This window comes from Oceanivirga miroungae (genome assembly GCF_902505095.1).
Taxonomy (GTDB): domain Bacteria; phylum Fusobacteriota; class Fusobacteriia; order Fusobacteriales; family Leptotrichiaceae; genus Oceanivirga; species Oceanivirga miroungae.
In genome coordinates this window covers 110,042-125,284 of record NZ_CABWIB010000001.1, presented here as the reverse complement: position 1 = coordinate 125,284, position 15,243 = coordinate 110,042, and the positions used below count along the sequence as shown (strand labels likewise).

Annotated in this window: 24 protein-coding genes; 3 read left to right on the top strand and 21 right to left on the bottom strand. The window is 28.1% G+C overall.

Annotated elements, in window-relative coordinates; all coding sequences use genetic code 11:
• Positions 1-17 precede the first annotated feature (17 nt).
• Positions 18-1,031, bottom strand: a complete 1,014-nt coding sequence (locus OMES3154_RS00710) for a Fic family protein (RefSeq protein ID WP_156682932.1) — start codon at positions 1,029-1,031, stop codon at positions 18-20.
• 181 nt (positions 1,032-1,212) lie between these two features.
• On the opposite strand from OMES3154_RS00710, the gene OMES3154_RS00705 reads away from it, so the two are divergent.
• From OMES3154_RS00705 to OMES3154_RS00695, 3 genes are read left to right on the top strand one after another with little or no spacing between them, the layout of a single operon-like run.
• Positions 1,213-1,884: a YaaA family protein gene (locus OMES3154_RS00705; protein ID WP_156682931.1), complete on the top strand. Its 672-nt coding sequence runs from the start codon at positions 1,213-1,215 to the stop codon at positions 1,882-1,884.
• 14 nt (positions 1,885-1,898) lie between these two features.
• On the top strand, positions 1,899-2,630 hold the full coding sequence (locus OMES3154_RS00700) for an ATP-binding cassette domain-containing protein (protein ID WP_156682930.1): 732 nt from the start codon (positions 1,899-1,901) through the stop codon (positions 2,628-2,630).
• Complete coding sequence (locus OMES3154_RS00695; RefSeq protein WP_156682929.1) at positions 2,623-4,113, top strand: ABC transporter permease/substrate-binding protein; 1,491 nt, start codon at positions 2,623-2,625, stop codon at positions 4,111-4,113. Before OMES3154_RS00700 ends, OMES3154_RS00695 begins: the two co-directional genes overlap by 8 nt.
• Positions 4,114-4,464: 351 nt before the next feature.
• Here the strand turns inward: OMES3154_RS00695 and OMES3154_RS00690 are convergent, their stop codons facing one another.
• From OMES3154_RS00690 to rplW, 20 genes are all read right to left on the bottom strand, one after another.
• A complete protein-coding gene (locus OMES3154_RS00690) occupies positions 4,465-5,646 on the bottom strand; it encodes an MFS transporter (RefSeq protein ID WP_156682928.1) in 1,182 nt (393 codons plus the stop codon).
• Positions 5,647-6,061: 415 nt separating this feature from the next.
• Complete coding sequence (secY, locus tag OMES3154_RS00685) at positions 6,062-7,393, bottom strand: preprotein translocase subunit SecY (RefSeq protein ID WP_407938948.1); 1,332 nt, start codon at positions 7,391-7,393, stop codon at positions 6,062-6,064.
• Positions 7,394-7,436: 43 nt separating this feature from the next.
• Positions 7,437-7,970, bottom strand: a complete 534-nt coding sequence (gene rplO / locus OMES3154_RS00680; protein ID WP_156682926.1) for a 50S ribosomal protein L15 — start codon at positions 7,968-7,970, stop codon at positions 7,437-7,439.
• Positions 7,971-7,974: 4 nt separating this feature from the next.
• The gene (gene rpmD, locus OMES3154_RS00675) at positions 7,975-8,154 is read right to left on the bottom strand and encodes a 50S ribosomal protein L30 (RefSeq protein WP_156682925.1); all 180 of its coding nucleotides are present in this window, start codon (positions 8,152-8,154) and stop codon (positions 7,975-7,977) included.
• Positions 8,155-8,172: 18 nt separating this feature from the next.
• On the bottom strand, positions 8,173-8,670 hold the full coding sequence (gene rpsE, locus OMES3154_RS00670; protein WP_156682924.1) for a 30S ribosomal protein S5: 498 nt from the start codon (positions 8,668-8,670) through the stop codon (positions 8,173-8,175).
• An 18-nt stretch (positions 8,671-8,688) separates the two neighbouring features.
• Positions 8,689-9,051, bottom strand: a complete 363-nt coding sequence (gene rplR, locus OMES3154_RS00665) for a 50S ribosomal protein L18 (RefSeq protein ID WP_156682923.1) — start codon at positions 9,049-9,051, stop codon at positions 8,689-8,691.
• 14 nt (positions 9,052-9,065) lie between these two features.
• Positions 9,066-9,599, bottom strand: a complete 534-nt coding sequence (gene rplF, locus OMES3154_RS00660) for a 50S ribosomal protein L6 (protein WP_156682922.1) — start codon at positions 9,597-9,599, stop codon at positions 9,066-9,068.
• 49 nt (positions 9,600-9,648) lie between these two features.
• Complete coding sequence (gene rpsH, locus OMES3154_RS00655) at positions 9,649-10,044, bottom strand: 30S ribosomal protein S8 (protein WP_156682921.1); 396 nt, start codon at positions 10,042-10,044, stop codon at positions 9,649-9,651.
• A gap of 20 nt (positions 10,045-10,064) precedes the next feature.
• Positions 10,065-10,352, bottom strand: coding sequence for a 30S ribosomal protein S14 (rpsN, locus tag OMES3154_RS00650; RefSeq protein WP_156682920.1), 288 nt, complete (start codon positions 10,350-10,352; stop codon positions 10,065-10,067).
• 16 nt (positions 10,353-10,368) lie between these two features.
• On the bottom strand, positions 10,369-10,923 hold the full coding sequence (gene rplE / locus OMES3154_RS00645) for a 50S ribosomal protein L5 (RefSeq protein ID WP_156682919.1): 555 nt from the start codon (positions 10,921-10,923) through the stop codon (positions 10,369-10,371).
• 15 nt (positions 10,924-10,938) lie between these two features.
• Positions 10,939-11,322 (bottom strand): 50S ribosomal protein L24, encoded by a 384-nt coding sequence (gene rplX / locus OMES3154_RS00640; RefSeq protein WP_156682918.1) that lies wholly within the window; start codon positions 11,320-11,322, stop codon positions 10,939-10,941.
• Between the two features lie 18 nt (positions 11,323-11,340).
• The gene (gene rplN / locus OMES3154_RS00635; RefSeq protein ID WP_156682917.1) at positions 11,341-11,709 is read right to left on the bottom strand and encodes a 50S ribosomal protein L14; all 369 of its coding nucleotides are present in this window, start codon (positions 11,707-11,709) and stop codon (positions 11,341-11,343) included.
• Positions 11,710-11,729: 20 nt separating this feature from the next.
• A complete protein-coding gene (gene rpsQ, locus OMES3154_RS00630; protein WP_197271445.1) occupies positions 11,730-11,984 on the bottom strand; it encodes a 30S ribosomal protein S17 in 255 nt (84 codons plus the stop codon).
• Positions 11,985-11,996: 12 nt separating this feature from the next.
• Complete coding sequence (rpmC, locus tag OMES3154_RS00625) at positions 11,997-12,182, bottom strand: 50S ribosomal protein L29 (RefSeq protein WP_156682916.1); 186 nt, start codon at positions 12,180-12,182, stop codon at positions 11,997-11,999.
• Positions 12,182-12,607 carry a 50S ribosomal protein L16 gene (gene rplP / locus OMES3154_RS00620; protein ID WP_156682915.1) on the bottom strand — a complete coding sequence of 142 codons (426 nt, stop codon included), beginning with the start codon at positions 12,605-12,607 and terminating at the stop codon, positions 12,182-12,184. Before rplP ends, rpmC begins: the two co-directional genes overlap by 1 nt.
• Positions 12,607-13,260 (bottom strand): 30S ribosomal protein S3, encoded by a 654-nt coding sequence (gene rpsC / locus OMES3154_RS00615; RefSeq protein WP_156682914.1) that lies wholly within the window; start codon positions 13,258-13,260, stop codon positions 12,607-12,609. Before rpsC ends, rplP begins: the two co-directional genes overlap by 1 nt.
• Positions 13,261-13,270: 10 nt before the next feature.
• A complete protein-coding gene (rplV, locus tag OMES3154_RS00610; RefSeq protein WP_156682913.1) occupies positions 13,271-13,612 on the bottom strand; it encodes a 50S ribosomal protein L22 in 342 nt (113 codons plus the stop codon).
• 23 nt (positions 13,613-13,635) lie between these two features.
• Positions 13,636-13,905, bottom strand: a complete 270-nt coding sequence (rpsS, locus tag OMES3154_RS00605) for a 30S ribosomal protein S19 (protein ID WP_156682912.1) — start codon at positions 13,903-13,905, stop codon at positions 13,636-13,638.
• Positions 13,906-13,935: 30 nt separating this feature from the next.
• Positions 13,936-14,763 carry a 50S ribosomal protein L2 gene (gene rplB, locus OMES3154_RS00600; RefSeq protein WP_156682911.1) on the bottom strand — a complete coding sequence of 276 codons (828 nt, stop codon included), beginning with the start codon at positions 14,761-14,763 and terminating at the stop codon, positions 13,936-13,938.
• A 187-nt stretch (positions 14,764-14,950) separates the two neighbouring features.
• Positions 14,951-15,238, bottom strand: coding sequence for a 50S ribosomal protein L23 (gene rplW, locus OMES3154_RS00595; protein WP_156683933.1), 288 nt, complete (start codon positions 15,236-15,238; stop codon positions 14,951-14,953).
• Positions 15,239-15,243 lie beyond the last annotated feature (5 nt).

Here is a 15,243-nt window from a genome sequence, read left to right as displayed (position 1 = left end):
AAATGCTTCTAGCTTTTTTATAACCAAATTTTTAGTTCATCCATATAATTTTCTAGCGAATACATATTTTCATCTAGTTTTTTTATTATTCCTAATTCTTCTAATTTTTTTATTTCATCAGTTTCATCACTTTTTATTACAAGCTCTTTTTCAAATCTTCTATATGCTCTTTTTAGAGCTTCATCTTCTTCTATTATTTTCATATTTTTTTCTTTTATTTTACTAATAGTTTTTACAGTATCTAAAGTTTCATCTATTGCATTTATTAACATTCTTATGAAAAATTTTATAAATTGTTCAAAATCTCCTGTTTCTTTTATCATTCTCATTCTTCCATAATACTGTGTTATTTCTCTATCTATATAATATGAAAATGGAATACAGAAATTAGTTATTATTTTTTTATCTATTAAAAATAGTGTACTAATCATTCTAACTATTTTACTATTTCCTTCAACAAAAGGATTTATAGCATCTAGTTGATAATGAATAAGGGCTAATTTTACTAAATTGTCTTCTTTTAACTCTTCATCATTTATATAAATTTCTAGATTATTCATAGCTTCTGTCATATCAAAAGCGTTAGGTGGTATATATATTGCTGTTTTTATTGTACTTTTTGCATCTCCTACCCAATTTTGACTTTTTCTAAACTCTCCAGAATATTTTTTATTATTTAGTAGCACTGCATTTATTTCTTGTATAAGTCTATTTGATAATGGAAAAGTTTTTATCCTTTGTATAGCATATCTTATTGCTTGAACATAGTGCTTATCAAAAATATCATCATTAGTTTTTTCACTTTCTATTTTTGTAGAGAAAAATACTTCTTTTTTTATAATCTGACCTTCTAATACAATATCGATTTCTAATTCGTTTAATTTTTCTAATTTCTCATAAGCTTTTTTTATTAAATCTTCTAACTCATTATCATATTCAATCTCAATAGGTAATTTTGCTGGTCTATACGATTTGTATTCAAGTTTTCCAGATAAATTACTTATATATTCTCCCGCTCTTAAACTATCCATAATTATCCTTCCCTTCTTTTTTTATTATACACCAAATTTTTTAAAAACAAAATATTAAAGTTGTATATATTGAAACTTATTTGCTTTAATAATAAATCTCATAAATTAAAGTATCAACATAATGCCTAAATCTTGCAACAAAAAAAATTAAGCTGTATAATTATAGTTGAAAAGGAGAAATATGAAAATAATAATATCACCCAGTAAAACAAAAAAATTTGATACAATTTCTCTTGGTAGTGACATTATATATCAAGAAAAAAATAAGTATTTAGAAAATATATTAACAAATATGAATAAAAGTGATTTGAAAGCCCTTTTAAAATATGAAAAAGTAGGTGAACTAGACTACACATCTAATGTTAAAACAAAAGCAATTCTTGCATATTCTGGTTTAGTTTTTAAAAATCTTAACATTAAAAAAAATATGGATAAATTATACATATTATCAGCTTACTATGGTATTTTAAGACCTAATGACAATATATCTAATTATAGGCTAGATATGAATAATAATATAGTAAAAAATGAATATAAAAATATGTATGAATTTTGGGAAAATATTTATGACTTCTTTATTGATGAAGACTTTATTATTAACCTTGCATCTAGTGAGTATTCAAAAATGGTAAATAATAAAAATATGATTACAATAGAGTTCTATATTAAGAATAAAAAAGGCGTTTATACAATACAATCTACAAATTCAAAAATAATGAGAGCTAAGTTTACAAGTCATATTTTAAATGAGAATATTTTTGATAAGGAAAAAATTAAACTTATTGATCTTGATAATTTTTCATATAGTGAAAAATACTCTACTGAATCGGTATATAGATTCTATAAAATTTAAAAGAAAGGAAATTTATGATAAAACTTAAAAATATTTCTAAAATATGTAATAGCACAACAGTTTTAGATAACATAACTTTAGAAATTAAAAAAAGCGAATTTTTCGTTATAGTCGGTGCTAGTGGAAGTGGTAAAACAACTCTTATTAAAACAATAAATAGACTCCTAGTTCAATCAGAAGGTGAAATATGTATTGATGATAAAGATATATCAACATATAATTTAAGAGAACTAAGGTTAAATATAGGGTATGTACTTCAAAAAGATACACTATTTCCAAATCTTACAGTTTGTCAAAATATAGCATTAATAGCTGAAATGAAAAAATGGAAAAAATCTAAAATATTAGAAGAGGTTAAGCGTTTACTTGAATTAGTTGGTCTTGACCCTAAAACATATTTAAATAAATACCCTCATCAAATATCAGGAGGTCAAAGACAAAGAGTTGGCATACTAAGAGCTATAATTACTTCACCTAAAATTTTATTAATGGATGAACCATTTAGTGCACTAGATCCAATATCTAGAAATAACTTACAAGATCTTATTAAAAAAATTCATGATGAGTTTAAAATAACAACAATTTTTGTTACACATGATATGAATGAAGCTTTAAAATTAGGTGATAGAATATGTGTTATGGAAGCTGGTAAAATAGTACAAGTTGGTACAAGAGAAGAAATACAGAATAATCCAAAAAATGATTATGTTAAAACTCTATTTACAGTAGGTGATAAAAATGAATAATTTAAGTGTAACAAAAGCATTACTAGAACATATACAAATTTCTTTATTATCTCTAATTATAGCTATATTGGTAGCATTACCACTTGCAATAATAATAAGTAGAAACAAAAAACTTTCCTTTTTATTTTTAAATATAACAAGCGTTATGCAAACAATTCCGTCACTAGCTCTACTTGGTTTATTTATACCAATACTAGGAATAGGAATAGTCCCTGCTGTAACAGCTTTAGTTATTTATGCAATATTTCCAATATTACAAAATACAATAACAGCACTAAATGAAATAGACCCTTATTTAGAAGAAGCTGCAGATGCATTTGGTATGACTAGATTTGAAAAACTAAAAAAATTCGAATTAGCACTTGCTATGCCTGTAATAATGGCAGGTATCAGAACTTCTGCTGTTATGATAATAGGAACAGCTACGCTTGCTGCTTTAATTGCTGCTGGTGGATTAGGAAGTTTTATACTGCTAGGAATTGATAGAAATAATGGTACTTTAATTTTAATAGGTGCTGTACTATCTGCCTTACTTGCAATAATTTTCAACTTTGCAATTAAGATACTAGAAAAAACAAAAATTAAATATATATTCCTAACATTCATAATTACTACATTTGCACTAATAATTTCATTACTTCCATCTACTATAATGGGTAATGATAAAATAATAATTGCTAGTAAATTTGGAGCTGAGCCTGAAATTATTATGAATATGTATAAAGAATTAATAGAAGCAAATACTGATTTAGAAGTTGAGTTAAAACCACACTTTGGTAAGACTGTCTTTTTATACGAAGCACTAAAATCAAAAGATATTGATATTTATACTGAATATACTGGAACTGTTCTAACATCACTTGTAAAAACAGATGCTAGTGAAATTTCAACTGATAGTGAAGAAGTGTATAACTTAGCAAAACAAAAGTTATACGATAATGATAAACTAGTTTTATTAAAACCAATGCAATTCCAAAATACATATGCATTAACTCTTAAAAAAGATTTTGCAAATAAATATAATCTAAAAAATATTTCTGATTTAAAGAAAGTAGAAAACCTAGTTACTGCAGGATTTACATTAGAATTTAATGACAGAGAAGATGGATATCCTGGAATTAAAAAACTATATGGTATTAATCTTAAGGTAAAAACAATGGAACCAGCATTAAGATATACAGCAATTCTGGCTGGTGATATAGATATGATGGATGCTTACTCAACTGATAGCGAGATTAAAAGATATAACTTAGTAGGGCTTAAAGATGATAAACACTTATTCCCACCATATCAAGCATCACCTTTATTAAGAGAAGATTTAATCATTAAGTACCCTATAATAAAAGATGTGCTAGAAAAACTATCAGGACTTATTACAGAGGAAGAAATGATACAAATGAACTATGATGTAGATGTAAATAAAAAAGACGCTAATACCGTTGCAAAAGACTTCTTAATAAAGAATCATTTGCTAGAGAAATAAGATGAATTAAAATAAAGTGAAAAATCTTAAATTGACATTTATATGTGTTCGCACAAATAAGTTTTTTTAGAGAGAGTTGACCGCCTCTCTTTTTTATTTATAAAAAATATACAATCCCACATTTTAAAATTTTATAAATAAGGATCTGCCGAAAGGCAGTACTTGGTATATAGGTAAATTTAAGTCAGGGATACGACTTAAAATTATCTATGTACCAATTCATAATTTTTTAAATTTTTAGTTCTAGTATTCATACCTAGAATAAAAATGTGTCAAGGGGCAATGCCCTTGTCCTATAGGTCTATAATACGCTAAATATTAAAATAGACCTATCTCTATTTTAATATCATCTTATTCAAAATTTTTAATTTTTCTAAATTTACTCATGCTTATTCCTATAATTATAAAATTTACTCCAAATAATAACATAAAATAATTATACGACATATATTTAGCAACATATCCAAATAATAATGCTCCTAATGGGAACGCTGAAACTGTCAATGTATAAGTTGCAGAATAAAATCTTCCTAATTTATTACTTGGTATAGCCTTTTGGAAATATGTTGCCATAATAACATGTGTAATTCCTAAAAATATTCCAAATACAAAAAAGAATACTAATATTAAGTATTTATCTGATGTGAAAAATAATAATACTAGGGGTATACCTTTTAGTATTTCATTAGTTATTATAGCTAACCCAAGTTTTAATTTTTTTAAAATTACTGTAACTCCATAAGAATTTCCTATTACTACACCTAACGATAAAATTCCTAATAAAATCCCATAATATACTGAACTTTCAAATTCATTAGCAATTATAACTTGATAAACTCCTAATCCTCCAAATAACATATTTAAATATCCTGATGTAAAAGTTAAATAGACTAACGATTTATCTTCATATATTAATTTAAAACCTGACCAAAAATCACCTTTATCTTCATTTAATGATTCTTTTTCCTTATATTCTATTTTACTAAAACTTATAATAGATAATACAAAAGATAGTAAATCTAATAACAATATATAAACAGTTGACATTAATTTTATAATAATTCCACTTATTGCATTAAATAAATAATCTGAGGTATTATATGCGGCTGACATATATTTATTTGCACTTTCTAAATCTTTTTCTTCAACTAATATTGGTATTATGGCATCTTGTACTGCATATGTATTTTGTCCAAAAAAAGCTATTAAGAACGCTATTAAACTTATTATATATGGGTTATCAAAATTAAAATATATTGCTATTATTAGAATACATAAAAAAAATGCTTGTCCTATCTCTAATATTATTAATATGTGTTTCTTATTATAATTATCTATTATATGCCCTATAAGAAATGAAAAAATATTAGGAATAAATATTGCGAAATTTATAAATCCTACCCAAAAAGGATCTTTTGTTGTTGTAATCAAATACCAAGATAAAACTACATAATATACACTATCTCCCGCATTACTAAATAATCTCCCTAACCATAAATTTCTAAAATTCTTATTAAACTTTAATATCCCCATTTTTTATTTTCTCCTCTGTAATTTTTTTATATCTTCTATATTAATTTCTCCATCTAATAAAAATTAATAATAACTTTTCTTGAAACAAATATATCAGATGTATAAGCTAAATATAATTTTTTACTCACTAATAATATTTTATCAATAATAGATTCTGAAGTTTTTCCATAAATAAACGATATTAAAGAAGCTAAAAATAATCCTTATAATTATTATTAAACTTGATATTTATATATCTCTATTTTTATTTATTTGAATAGTTCTAAATTTATTATTATTGAAATAATAAATATTACTTTCTTTTTCTATTGTACATTTCATTTGATGACTTACAAATCTAATACCAGTTTTTTCTTCATTTATATTCTGTAAATAAAGAAAATGCACTAAATTTCTTTAGTACACCTTCTATATATTACATTTCTATTTTTCTTTGTCTTCTTTGACTATTATTAAATCCTCTATATGTTCTAACTGCTAAATGAGAATCTATTTGTTGTAATAATTCTACTGCAACCCCAACTAAGATTATTAAACTAGTACCTCCAATTAGAACTGGCATTCCTATTACATATCCAAACCATATATTAGGAAGTATTCCTAGTATTGCTAAAAATACTGCTGTTCCATAAGTTATTGTTGTTACTATATATTCTAAATAATCTGCTGTTTCTTTACCTGCTCTTGTATTTGGTATTGTACCACCTGTTTGTTTTAGACTGTCAGCAATTTTATCTGGGTCAAAAACTATAGCAGTGTAGAAGAATGAAAATACTATTATTAGGAATGCTGAAATTAGTAAGTATAACCAACCAGTTTGTCCTAATAAAGAATTCCAATATGCTCTTTTAGCTGGATCTTTTATTAGAGTTATTATAAGCCCTGGAACTGCCATTAACATTGATGCAAAGATTATTGGCATAACTCCTGCTGTATTAATTTTTACAGGCAAGAATGTTTTTTTACCAACTGTACTTACACCTTGTCCAAATCCACGGCTTGATTTTCCTACATATTGTATAGAAACTCTTCTTTCACCTAATTGAATTATTACCATTACTACTATAATAAATATAAATAATAATAATGACAATGATAACATTAAATCTCCTCTAAGTGAGTTTTTAAGTGCATTAACCATATTAAATCCAACATTTGGTAAATTAGAAACTATATTTAGGAAAATTAACATTGATGTTCCATTTCCTATACCTTTTATAGAAATTCTTTCTGCTATCCACATTAAAAAGGCCGCTCCACCAGTCATAAGTGCTGCTGTTGAAATAACAAAGCTTAATCCTGGTTCTATTACTATATTTTGTGATTGTAATAAAAATGCTATACCTACTGATTGAACAACAGAAATTGCAATAGCTAAATATCTAGTCCATTGCGTTATTTTTTCTCTTTGTTTTCCACCTTCTCTTTGCATCTCTTCAAATTTAGGATATAAAACTCCTAATAATTGAAATACTATTGATGCGTTAATCATAGGTGTAATACCAAGTGAGAATATTGAAGCTCTTTGTATAGCTCCTCCTGAAAATAGGTCTAAAAATTGAGCTAACGGATTATTTGTAAACTCTCTAAATAAAGCCATATTTATTCCAGGAACTGCTATTTGAACCCCAATTCTTGCTACTAGAAACATTAACAATGTAAAAGTAACTCTTCTTTTTAGTTCTCTAATAGTCATTATTGAATGTAATCTAGTTTTAATTGCTTCAGATAACGTCAATATAATCACTCCTTAAATACAGGAAAAAAGTAAGTAGATACTTACTTATATCCTAATCTTCTTTTTTATTATTAGAAGCAACATTTGCATATGATCTTATTTCTAATAATTCTACTGTTCCTCCAGCTTTTTCTATTATTTCTTTAGTAGTTTTTGAGATTTTTTCAAGCTTAAAGTTTAATTTTTTAGTTAATTCATATTCACCAATAACTTTTAATAAAGCTTTATATTCTCTTCCACCTTCTTTATTTTCATTTAATATAAATCCTGGGTTTTTTACTACATTTTTTTCAACTAAAGTAGATAAAGAAACTTCTTCACCATCTTCAAATTTACCAACTATATCTCTTAAGTTTAATATGATAAAATCTTTTTTGAATGGAGAATTAGAGAATCCTCTTTTAGGTATTCTTCTAATTAAAGGCATTTGTCCACCTTCAAAAGCAGCAGATAAATTTTTACCAGATCTTTGCTTTTGACCATTACTTCCTTTACCAGCTGTTTTTCCCCAACCAGTTCCGTGACCTCTACCTATTCTTTTTTTGCTTTTTCTAACATTAGAAGATGTTAATTCGTTTAAATTCATCTTATTAAACCTCCTCTACTTTTACTAAATAAGAAACTAATTTTATTTTTCCTTGTATATCATCTGTTAAATTATGTTCAACACTTTGGTTTAATTTTCTTAAACCTAATGATTTTACAGTTGCGATATGGGCAGGTTTTCTTCCATTAATTCCTCTTACAAGCGTAATCTTTACTCTAGACATTAATATTTCCTCCTAGCCTTATCTTATTATTTCTTCTACAGTTTTTCCTCTTAATCTAGCTACTTCTTCTACTGATCTTAATTTAGATAAACCGTCTATTGTTGCTCTTGCTATATTATCTTTATTTCTTGAACCTCTTATTTTAGTTAGTACATCTTTAACACCAACTAATTCTAGGATTTCTCTTGCTGCTGAACCTGCAATTACCCCAGTACCTTCTGTAGCTGGTTTTAATAATACAGATGTAGCATTAAATTTACCTATTTGTTCGTGTGGTAAAGTTCCTCCTTTAAGTGAAACAGTTACCATATTCTTTTTAGCACTTGCTATTGCTTTTTTTATTGCATCTGGTACACCATTAGCTTTTCCTAATCCTATACCAACTTTTCCATTGTTATCTCCAACAGCTGCTAATACAGAGAATGAAATTCTTCTTCCTCCTTTAACTGTTTTTGATACTCTACTTATTCTTAAAAGACTTTCTTTATATTCATTAGTCTTAACTTCCTTAGCCAAAATAAATCCTCCTCACTTTTAGAATTTTAATCCTGCTTCTCTTGCAGCATCAGCTAAAGCCTTAACTCTACCTGTATATACATATCCACTTCTATCAAAAACAACATTTTCTATTCCTTTTTCTAGAGCTTTTTTTGCTATTCTACTTCCAACTATTTTAGCAGCTTCTAAGTTTGAACCAGCTTCTACCTTATTACCTTTTTCTATTGTTGATGCAGATACTAAAGTAACACCATTAGTGTCATCTATTAATTGAGCAAACATATTATTTAAACTTCTATAAATTGAAAGTCTAGGTCTTTCGGCAGTACCATTTATTTTATTTCTAATACTTTTATGTTTTTTTATTCTTAATTCTTGTCTATCTACTTTTTTAAACATATTAAGCTAACCTCCTATCCTTTCTTTCCTTCTTTTCTTCTAATAACTTCATCAGAATATTTAACACCTTTTCCTTTATATGGTTCAGGCGGTCTTTTTGCTCTTATATTTGCTGAAATTTGTCCAACTAATTGTCTATCTATTCCTTCAACTTTTAATTTAGTATTTCCTTCAACAACAAAAGTTATACCGTCTATTGGAGCTATTTCAACTGGGTGTGAGTATCCTAATGATAATGTTAATCCTTTACCATTTGCTTGGACTCTATACCCTACCCCAACTAATTCTAATTTTTTAGAGAAACCTTCACTAACACCAACAACCATGTTATTTAAGTTAGCTCTTGTAGTTCCATGTAAAGATCTTACTACTTTTTCTTCTGATTCTCTTTCTAAAACTATTTCATTTCCTTCAATTTTTATTGATATTTCTTTTGGAAATTCTCTTGTTAATGTACCTTTTGGTCCTTTAACTGTGTAAACATTTCCTTCGTTAGTTATTTCAACACCTGCTGGAATAACTATAGGTTTTTTACCTACTCTTGACATTTTTCCTCCTTAGCGTTTATTTCCGCAATGTTAGGCTATTAGTTTTTTATTACCAAACGTAACAAATAACTTCTCCACCAACACTGTGCTTTCTGCATTCTTTATCTGTTATAACTCCCTTAGGTGTAGAAACTATTGCAATTCCTAATCCACCTAATACTTTAGGTAAGTTTTCTAAAGAGCTATATACTCTTCTCCCAGGTTTAGATATTCTTCTTAACCCTTTTATAACAGTTTCACCTTCAACATATTTTAAAGTAACAACTATATTCTTTTTGCTACCTTCTTCCTCTATACTATAATCTACTATGTAACCTTCATTTTTTAAAATGTTTGCTATGCTTTCTTTTATTTTAGAAAACGGAATAGAAACAACACTGTGTTTTGCTGAATTCGCATTTCTAATTCTTGTAAGCATATCTGCAATAGGATCAGTTAAGTTCATCTTGTCCTCCTTTATTTATTCTACCAGCTTGACTTTCTTACACCAGGTATAACACCTTCTCCAGCAAGCTTTCTAAACATTACTCTTGATATACCAAATTCTCTCATATATCCTCTTGGTCTACCATTTACTTGACATCTATTTCTAAGTCTTACTGGTGATGCATTTCTTGGTAATTTTTGTAACTCAAGAATTGCTTCTCTGTCACCCTTTTTTGCTCTAGCTTTTAGTTCTGCTCTTTTAGCAGCGTATTTATCAACTATTCTTTCTCTTTTTAAGTTCTTTTGAACCATAGCTACTTTAGCCATTAATTATACCTCCCAATTATTTTACAAACGGCATTCCAAATGCTTTAAGTAATGCTTTACTTTGTTCATCAGTTCTTGCTGATGTAACAATAGTTATACCTAATCCTAAAACTTTATCAACCTTGTCAATTTCTATTTCAGGGAATACTATTTGTTCTTTTATTCCTAAAGTATAATTTCCTCTTCCGTCAAAGGCTTTTTTAGAAACTCCTTCAAAGTCTCTAACTCTAGGTAGAGCAACACTAATTAATCTATCTAAAAATTCATACATTTTTTCTTTTCTTAATGTTACGCTAACACCAATTTTTTGTCCTTCTCTTAATTTAAATCCAGCTTCTGAACGTCTAGCTTCTCTAGGCATTGCTTTTTGCCCTGTTATTTGTTCCATTTCTTTTAAAGCTGTTTCTATTAATTTAGAATTGTTAACTGCTTCTCCAATTCCCATATTTACAACTATTTTTTCTATATATGGTACTTCCATAACGTTAGCTAATCCTAATTCTTTTTGTAAGTTTAATTTTATTTCTTCTTTATATTTCTTTTCTAATCTTGGAATATATTTTTCTGACATTTAGTATCCTCCTTCCTATATTTCTTTTCCTGAAGCTACAGAAATTCTTACTTTTTTCCCATCTTTAACTTCATATCTAACTCTTGTTCCTTTTTTAACACTTTCGTCCCATAACATAACTTTTGATGAGAAGATAGGCATTTCTTTTTCTACTATTTCACCAGTAGTATTCATTTGAGTTGGTTTTAAATGTCTTTTCTTAACATTTACACCTTCAACTATTATTTTTCCTGTTTTAGGGAAAACTTTTAATACTTTAGCTACTTTACCTTTATCTCCCATTTCATTAGATTTGTCACTTCTTTTTTCAGTATTTAATCTACCAGATATTACAACAACTGTATCTCCAGTTTTAACGTGCATTTTTCTTGGAACTGACTTAATTTTTGATTTAATCATTTGTATAAGCCTCCCTTATTAAAGTACTTCTGGAGCTAATGAAACTATTTTCATAAAGTTTTTAGCTCTTAATTCTCTTGCTACAGGTCCAAAAATTCTTGTTCCTTTAATTTCTAACGCAGAATTTAATATAACTGCTGCATTATCATCAAATTTTATATATGAACCGTCTTGTCTCTTTGTTTCTTTTCTTGTTCTTACGATTACCGCTTTAACAACGTCCCCTTTTTTAACACTTCCATTAGGGATAGCTTCTTTAACAGATGCAACTACTATGTCTCCAATTCTTCCGAATCTTCTTCTTGATCCACCTAGCACTCTTATAACCATTATCTTTTTAGCTCCTGTGTTATCGGCAACATTAAGTATTGATTGTTGTTGAACCACTACAGTCCCTCCTTTATATTCTACTTAGCTTTTTCAATTATTTTAACTAATCTCCAAGTTTTATCTTTACTTAAAGGTCTTGTTTCCATAATTCTAACTTTATCTCCAATTTTGCATTCATTATTTTCATCATGAGCTTTAAATTTCTTAGTGAATTTCACTCTTTTCTTATATAATTTATGCAGTTTCATTGTTTCTTCAACTACTACTATAGTTTTGTCCATTTTATCAGAAACAACTACACCTTCTCTGATTTTTCTTTCGTTTCTTTCCACAACGAAACCTCCCTATTTCATTTCTGTTAATATTGTTTTTATTCTAGCAATATCTCTTCTCACTGTTCTTATTTTCGCAGTGTCTTGTAATTGACCTAATGTTTTTTGTAGTTTTAAATTGAATAATTCTAACTTTAATTCTTTTTCTTTAGCAGTTAATTCCTCAACTGATAAACTTCTTATATCTTTAGATGTCATTATTTTTCACCACCTATTTCTTCTCTTCTTACGAACTTAGTTTTGATAGGTAATTTGTGTCCAGCTTTTCTTAAAGCTTCTTTTGCTTTTTCTTCTGGTACTCCACCAACTTCAAATAAGATTTTACCAGTTTTAACTACTGCTACCCAACCTTCAGTGTTACCTTTACCTTTACCCATTCTTGTTCCTTCAGGTCTTTTAGTATATGGTTTGTCAGGGAATATTCTTATCCAAATTTTACCTTCTCTTTTAAAAGTTCTGTTTATAGTAACACGGCAAGCTTCTATTTGTCTTGAAGTTATCCAACCAAATTCTTTAGCTGCGATTCCATAATCTCCAAAATCAACTTTATTACCTTTTGTTGCTATACCGTTCATTTTTCCTCTAAATTGTTTTCTGTATTTAGTTCTTTTAGGTATTAACATTATTCATTCCCTCCTTCTTTTTTAGGAAGTACTTCACCATTAAATATCCAAACCTTTATTCCTAATGCACCGTATGTTGTTTGTGCAGTAGCTGTTGCATAATCAATGTCTGCTCTTAATGTATGTAAAGGTACTCTTCCTGATAAAGTCCATTCAGATCTAGCTATTTCTGCTCCATTTAATCTTCCTGAAACCATTACCTTGATTCCTTTAACACCGTCTTTTTCAGCTCTTTGTATTGCTTGTTGAACTGCTCTTTTGTAAGCCACACGTTTTTCAATTGCAGTAGCTATACTTTCAGCAACTAATTGAGCATCTTTATTTGGTTTTTTTACTTCTGTTGCTTTTGCATTTACTTTTTTATTAGTCATTTTTTCTAATTTAGCTCTTAATGCTTCAATTTCTTGACCTTTTCTACCGATTAATATACCAGCTTTTGCTGTTTCTATTATTACAGTTATTTCAGTTTTTGAATTTCTTTCAATTAAGATATTAGAAATACCTGCGTGATAGTAATTTTTCTTTATATATTCTTTTATTCTTAAGTCTTCATGGAAGTTTTCTAAATAATCTTTACCTTCAGCAAACCAGTTAGAATTCCATGTTTTTACTATTCCAATTCTTAGTCCTCTAGGATCTACTTTTTGTCCCACAGTCTACCTCCTATACATCTTTTCTTTCGTCAACTTCTACAGTTATGTGTGCTAATGGTTTTCTTATTACATCTGCTCTTCCCATCGCTCTTGGATTCATTCTTTTTAAAACCGGTCCTTTATCAATCATAATTTTTGATACATATAATTTGTTTACATCCATACCAAAATTATGTTCTGCGTTAGCTATTGCTGATTTTAATACTTTTTCTATTAATGGAGCGGCTTTTTTGTTTGTAAATCTTAAAATATTTAATGCTTCTTCTGCATTTTTACCTCTAACTATGTCTGCAACTAGTCTAGCTTTTTGCGGGCTTAATCTTTGGTATGTTAATTTAGCATATGCTGCCATATTATTCTCCTTTCAGATACTTATTATTTTTTACCTTTTTTATCTTTTCCGTGACCATTGTAAGTTCTTGTTGGTGCGAACTCACCTAATTTATGCCCAATCATTTCATCTGTTACGTATACAGGTATATGTTTTTTACCGTTATATACTGCAAATGTAAACCCAATGAATTGAGGGAATATAGTTGATCTTCTAGACCATGTCTTAATAACTTGTTTTTTTTCACCCATTGCTTCTACTTTTTTCATTAAGTGAGTATCAACAAAAGGTCCTTTTTTTAATGAACGAGCCATTTTTCCTCCTTATATTTCATTATCTATCTGTTATTTTTTTCTCTTTCTTACTATGAACTTATCGCTATTTTTCTTACCACGAGTTTTCTTACCAAGAGCTGGTTTACCCCAAGGTGTAACTGGTGATTTTCTACCGATTGGAGATCTTCCTTCTCCTCCTCCGTGTGGGTGATCCACAGGGTTCATTACTGATCCTCTTACATGAGGTTTAACACCTTTATGTCTATTTCTTCCAGCTTTACCTAATGAAACTAATGAGTGTTCTTGATTTCCTACTTCTCCAACAGTTGCCATACATTCTTTGTGAATTAATCTTAATTCTCCTGAAGGTAATTCAACGTGGCAGTAAGTTCCTTCTTTAGCAACTAATCTTGCAGAAGTTCCAGCAGATCTTGCTAATTGTCCACCTCTACCTGGTATTAATTCTAAGTTGTGAATTTGTGTACCAACTGGTAAATCTTTTAATTTTAAAGCATTCCCTGGTTTGATTTCTGCTTCTTGCCCAGCTAATACTATATCACCTTTTTTAAGACCATTTGGTGCTAATATGTATCTTTTTTCTCCATCTACATAGAATAATAGTGCAATGTTTGCAGTTCTGTTTGGATCATATTCTATTGTTGCAACCTTAGCAGGTATTCCAACTTTATCTCTTTTCCAATCTATAACTCTGTATAATCTCTTGTGTCCTTTGCTTCTATTTCTTCCTGTTCTGTGTCCGTAGTTGTCAATTCCATAAGCTGAATTTAACGGTTCTACTAATGATTTTTCAGGTCTAACTTTGTCTAGTTCTGCGTTAACTAGTATAGACATATGCCGAGTCCCACTAGTAACTGGCTTTAATTTTCTAATAGGCATATAACTTTCCTCCTCTAATTTTCAAACCTATACACACATATATTATCTCGTGTGTCCTTATTATTATTTTTGTTGCATTTTTCCCACAACAAAATAGATTATAACATAATAATCTAAAAAAATCTAGTAAAATATTTGGTAGACTAGAAAAAAATCTAATCTACCTTATTTTTAATTTTTTTTATTTTTAGTTTTGTTCAAAAGCTTTTATAACTTGACCTTCAGCTAATTTAACAATTGCTTTTTTGTAAGAAGGTATAGTGTACATAGTCATTCTTGATCTTGCTGTTTTTGCTTTAACATTTAAAACATTAACACTTTTAACTTTTACTTCAAATAATTCTTCAACTGCTTTTTTTATTTCAATTTTATTCGCTCTTCTATCAACTATAAAAACGAATTCATTGTTTTGCATTAAGTCACGAGCTTTTTCTGTATTTAATACAGGTTTTTTTATAACATCATATAATCTCATACTCA

What these genes read in the sequence shown, in the direction of transcription:
- rpsH (WP_156682921.1), bottom strand. Translation starts at nt 10,044, where the DNA reads ATGAACTTAACTGATCCTATTGCAGATATGCTTACAAGAATTAGAAAT.
- rplW (WP_156683933.1), bottom strand. Translation starts at nt 15,238, where the DNA reads ATGAGATTATATGATGTTATAAAAAAACCTGTATTAAATACAGAAAAA.
- rplX (WP_156682918.1), bottom strand. Translation starts at nt 11,322, where the DNA reads ATGATTAAATCAAAAATTAAGTCAGTTCCAAGAAAAATGCACGTTAAA.
- OMES3154_RS00695 (WP_156682929.1), top strand. Translation starts at nt 2,623, where the DNA reads ATGAATAATTTAAGTGTAACAAAAGCATTACTAGAACATATACAAATT.
- rplF (WP_156682922.1), bottom strand. Translation starts at nt 9,599, where the DNA reads ATGTCAAGAGTAGGTAAAAAACCTATAGTTATTCCAGCAGGTGTTGAA.
- OMES3154_RS00710 (WP_156682932.1), bottom strand. Translation starts at nt 1,031, where the DNA reads ATGGATAGTTTAAGAGCGGGAGAATATATAAGTAATTTATCTGGAAAA.
- OMES3154_RS00705 (WP_156682931.1), top strand. Translation starts at nt 1,213, where the DNA reads ATGAAAATAATAATATCACCCAGTAAAACAAAAAAATTTGATACAATT.
- rpsS (WP_156682912.1), bottom strand. Translation starts at nt 13,905, where the DNA reads ATGGCTCGTTCATTAAAAAAAGGACCTTTTGTTGATACTCACTTAATG.
- OMES3154_RS00690 (WP_156682928.1), bottom strand. Translation starts at nt 5,646, where the DNA reads ATGGGGATATTAAAGTTTAATAAGAATTTTAGAAATTTATGGTTAGGG.
- rpmC (WP_156682916.1), bottom strand. Translation starts at nt 12,182, where the DNA reads ATGACATCTAAAGATATAAGAAGTTTATCAGTTGAGGAATTAACTGCT.
- rpmD (WP_156682925.1), bottom strand. Translation starts at nt 8,154, where the DNA reads ATGTCTAGAGTAAAGATTACGCTTGTAAGAGGAATTAATGGAAGAAAA.
- rplV (WP_156682913.1), bottom strand. Translation starts at nt 13,612, where the DNA reads ATGGCAGCATATGCTAAATTAACATACCAAAGATTAAGCCCGCAAAAA.
- rplB (WP_156682911.1), bottom strand. Translation starts at nt 14,763, where the DNA reads ATGCCTATTAGAAAATTAAAGCCAGTTACTAGTGGGACTCGGCATATG.
- rplR (WP_156682923.1), bottom strand. Translation starts at nt 9,051, where the DNA reads ATGTTTAAAAAAGTAGATAGACAAGAATTAAGAATAAAAAAACATAAA.
- rplP (WP_156682915.1), bottom strand. Translation starts at nt 12,607, where the DNA reads ATGTTAATACCTAAAAGAACTAAATACAGAAAACAATTTAGAGGAAAA.
- rplO (WP_156682926.1), bottom strand. Translation starts at nt 7,970, where the DNA reads ATGAATTTAAACGAATTAACATCTTCTAATGTTAGAAAAAGCAAAAAA.
- rplE (WP_156682919.1), bottom strand. Translation starts at nt 10,923, where the DNA reads ATGTCAGAAAAATATATTCCAAGATTAGAAAAGAAATATAAAGAAGAA.
- rpsN (WP_156682920.1), bottom strand. Translation starts at nt 10,352, where the DNA reads ATGGCTAAAGTAGCTATGGTTCAAAAGAACTTAAAAAGAGAAAGAATA.
- OMES3154_RS00700 (WP_156682930.1), top strand. Translation starts at nt 1,899, where the DNA reads ATGATAAAACTTAAAAATATTTCTAAAATATGTAATAGCACAACAGTT.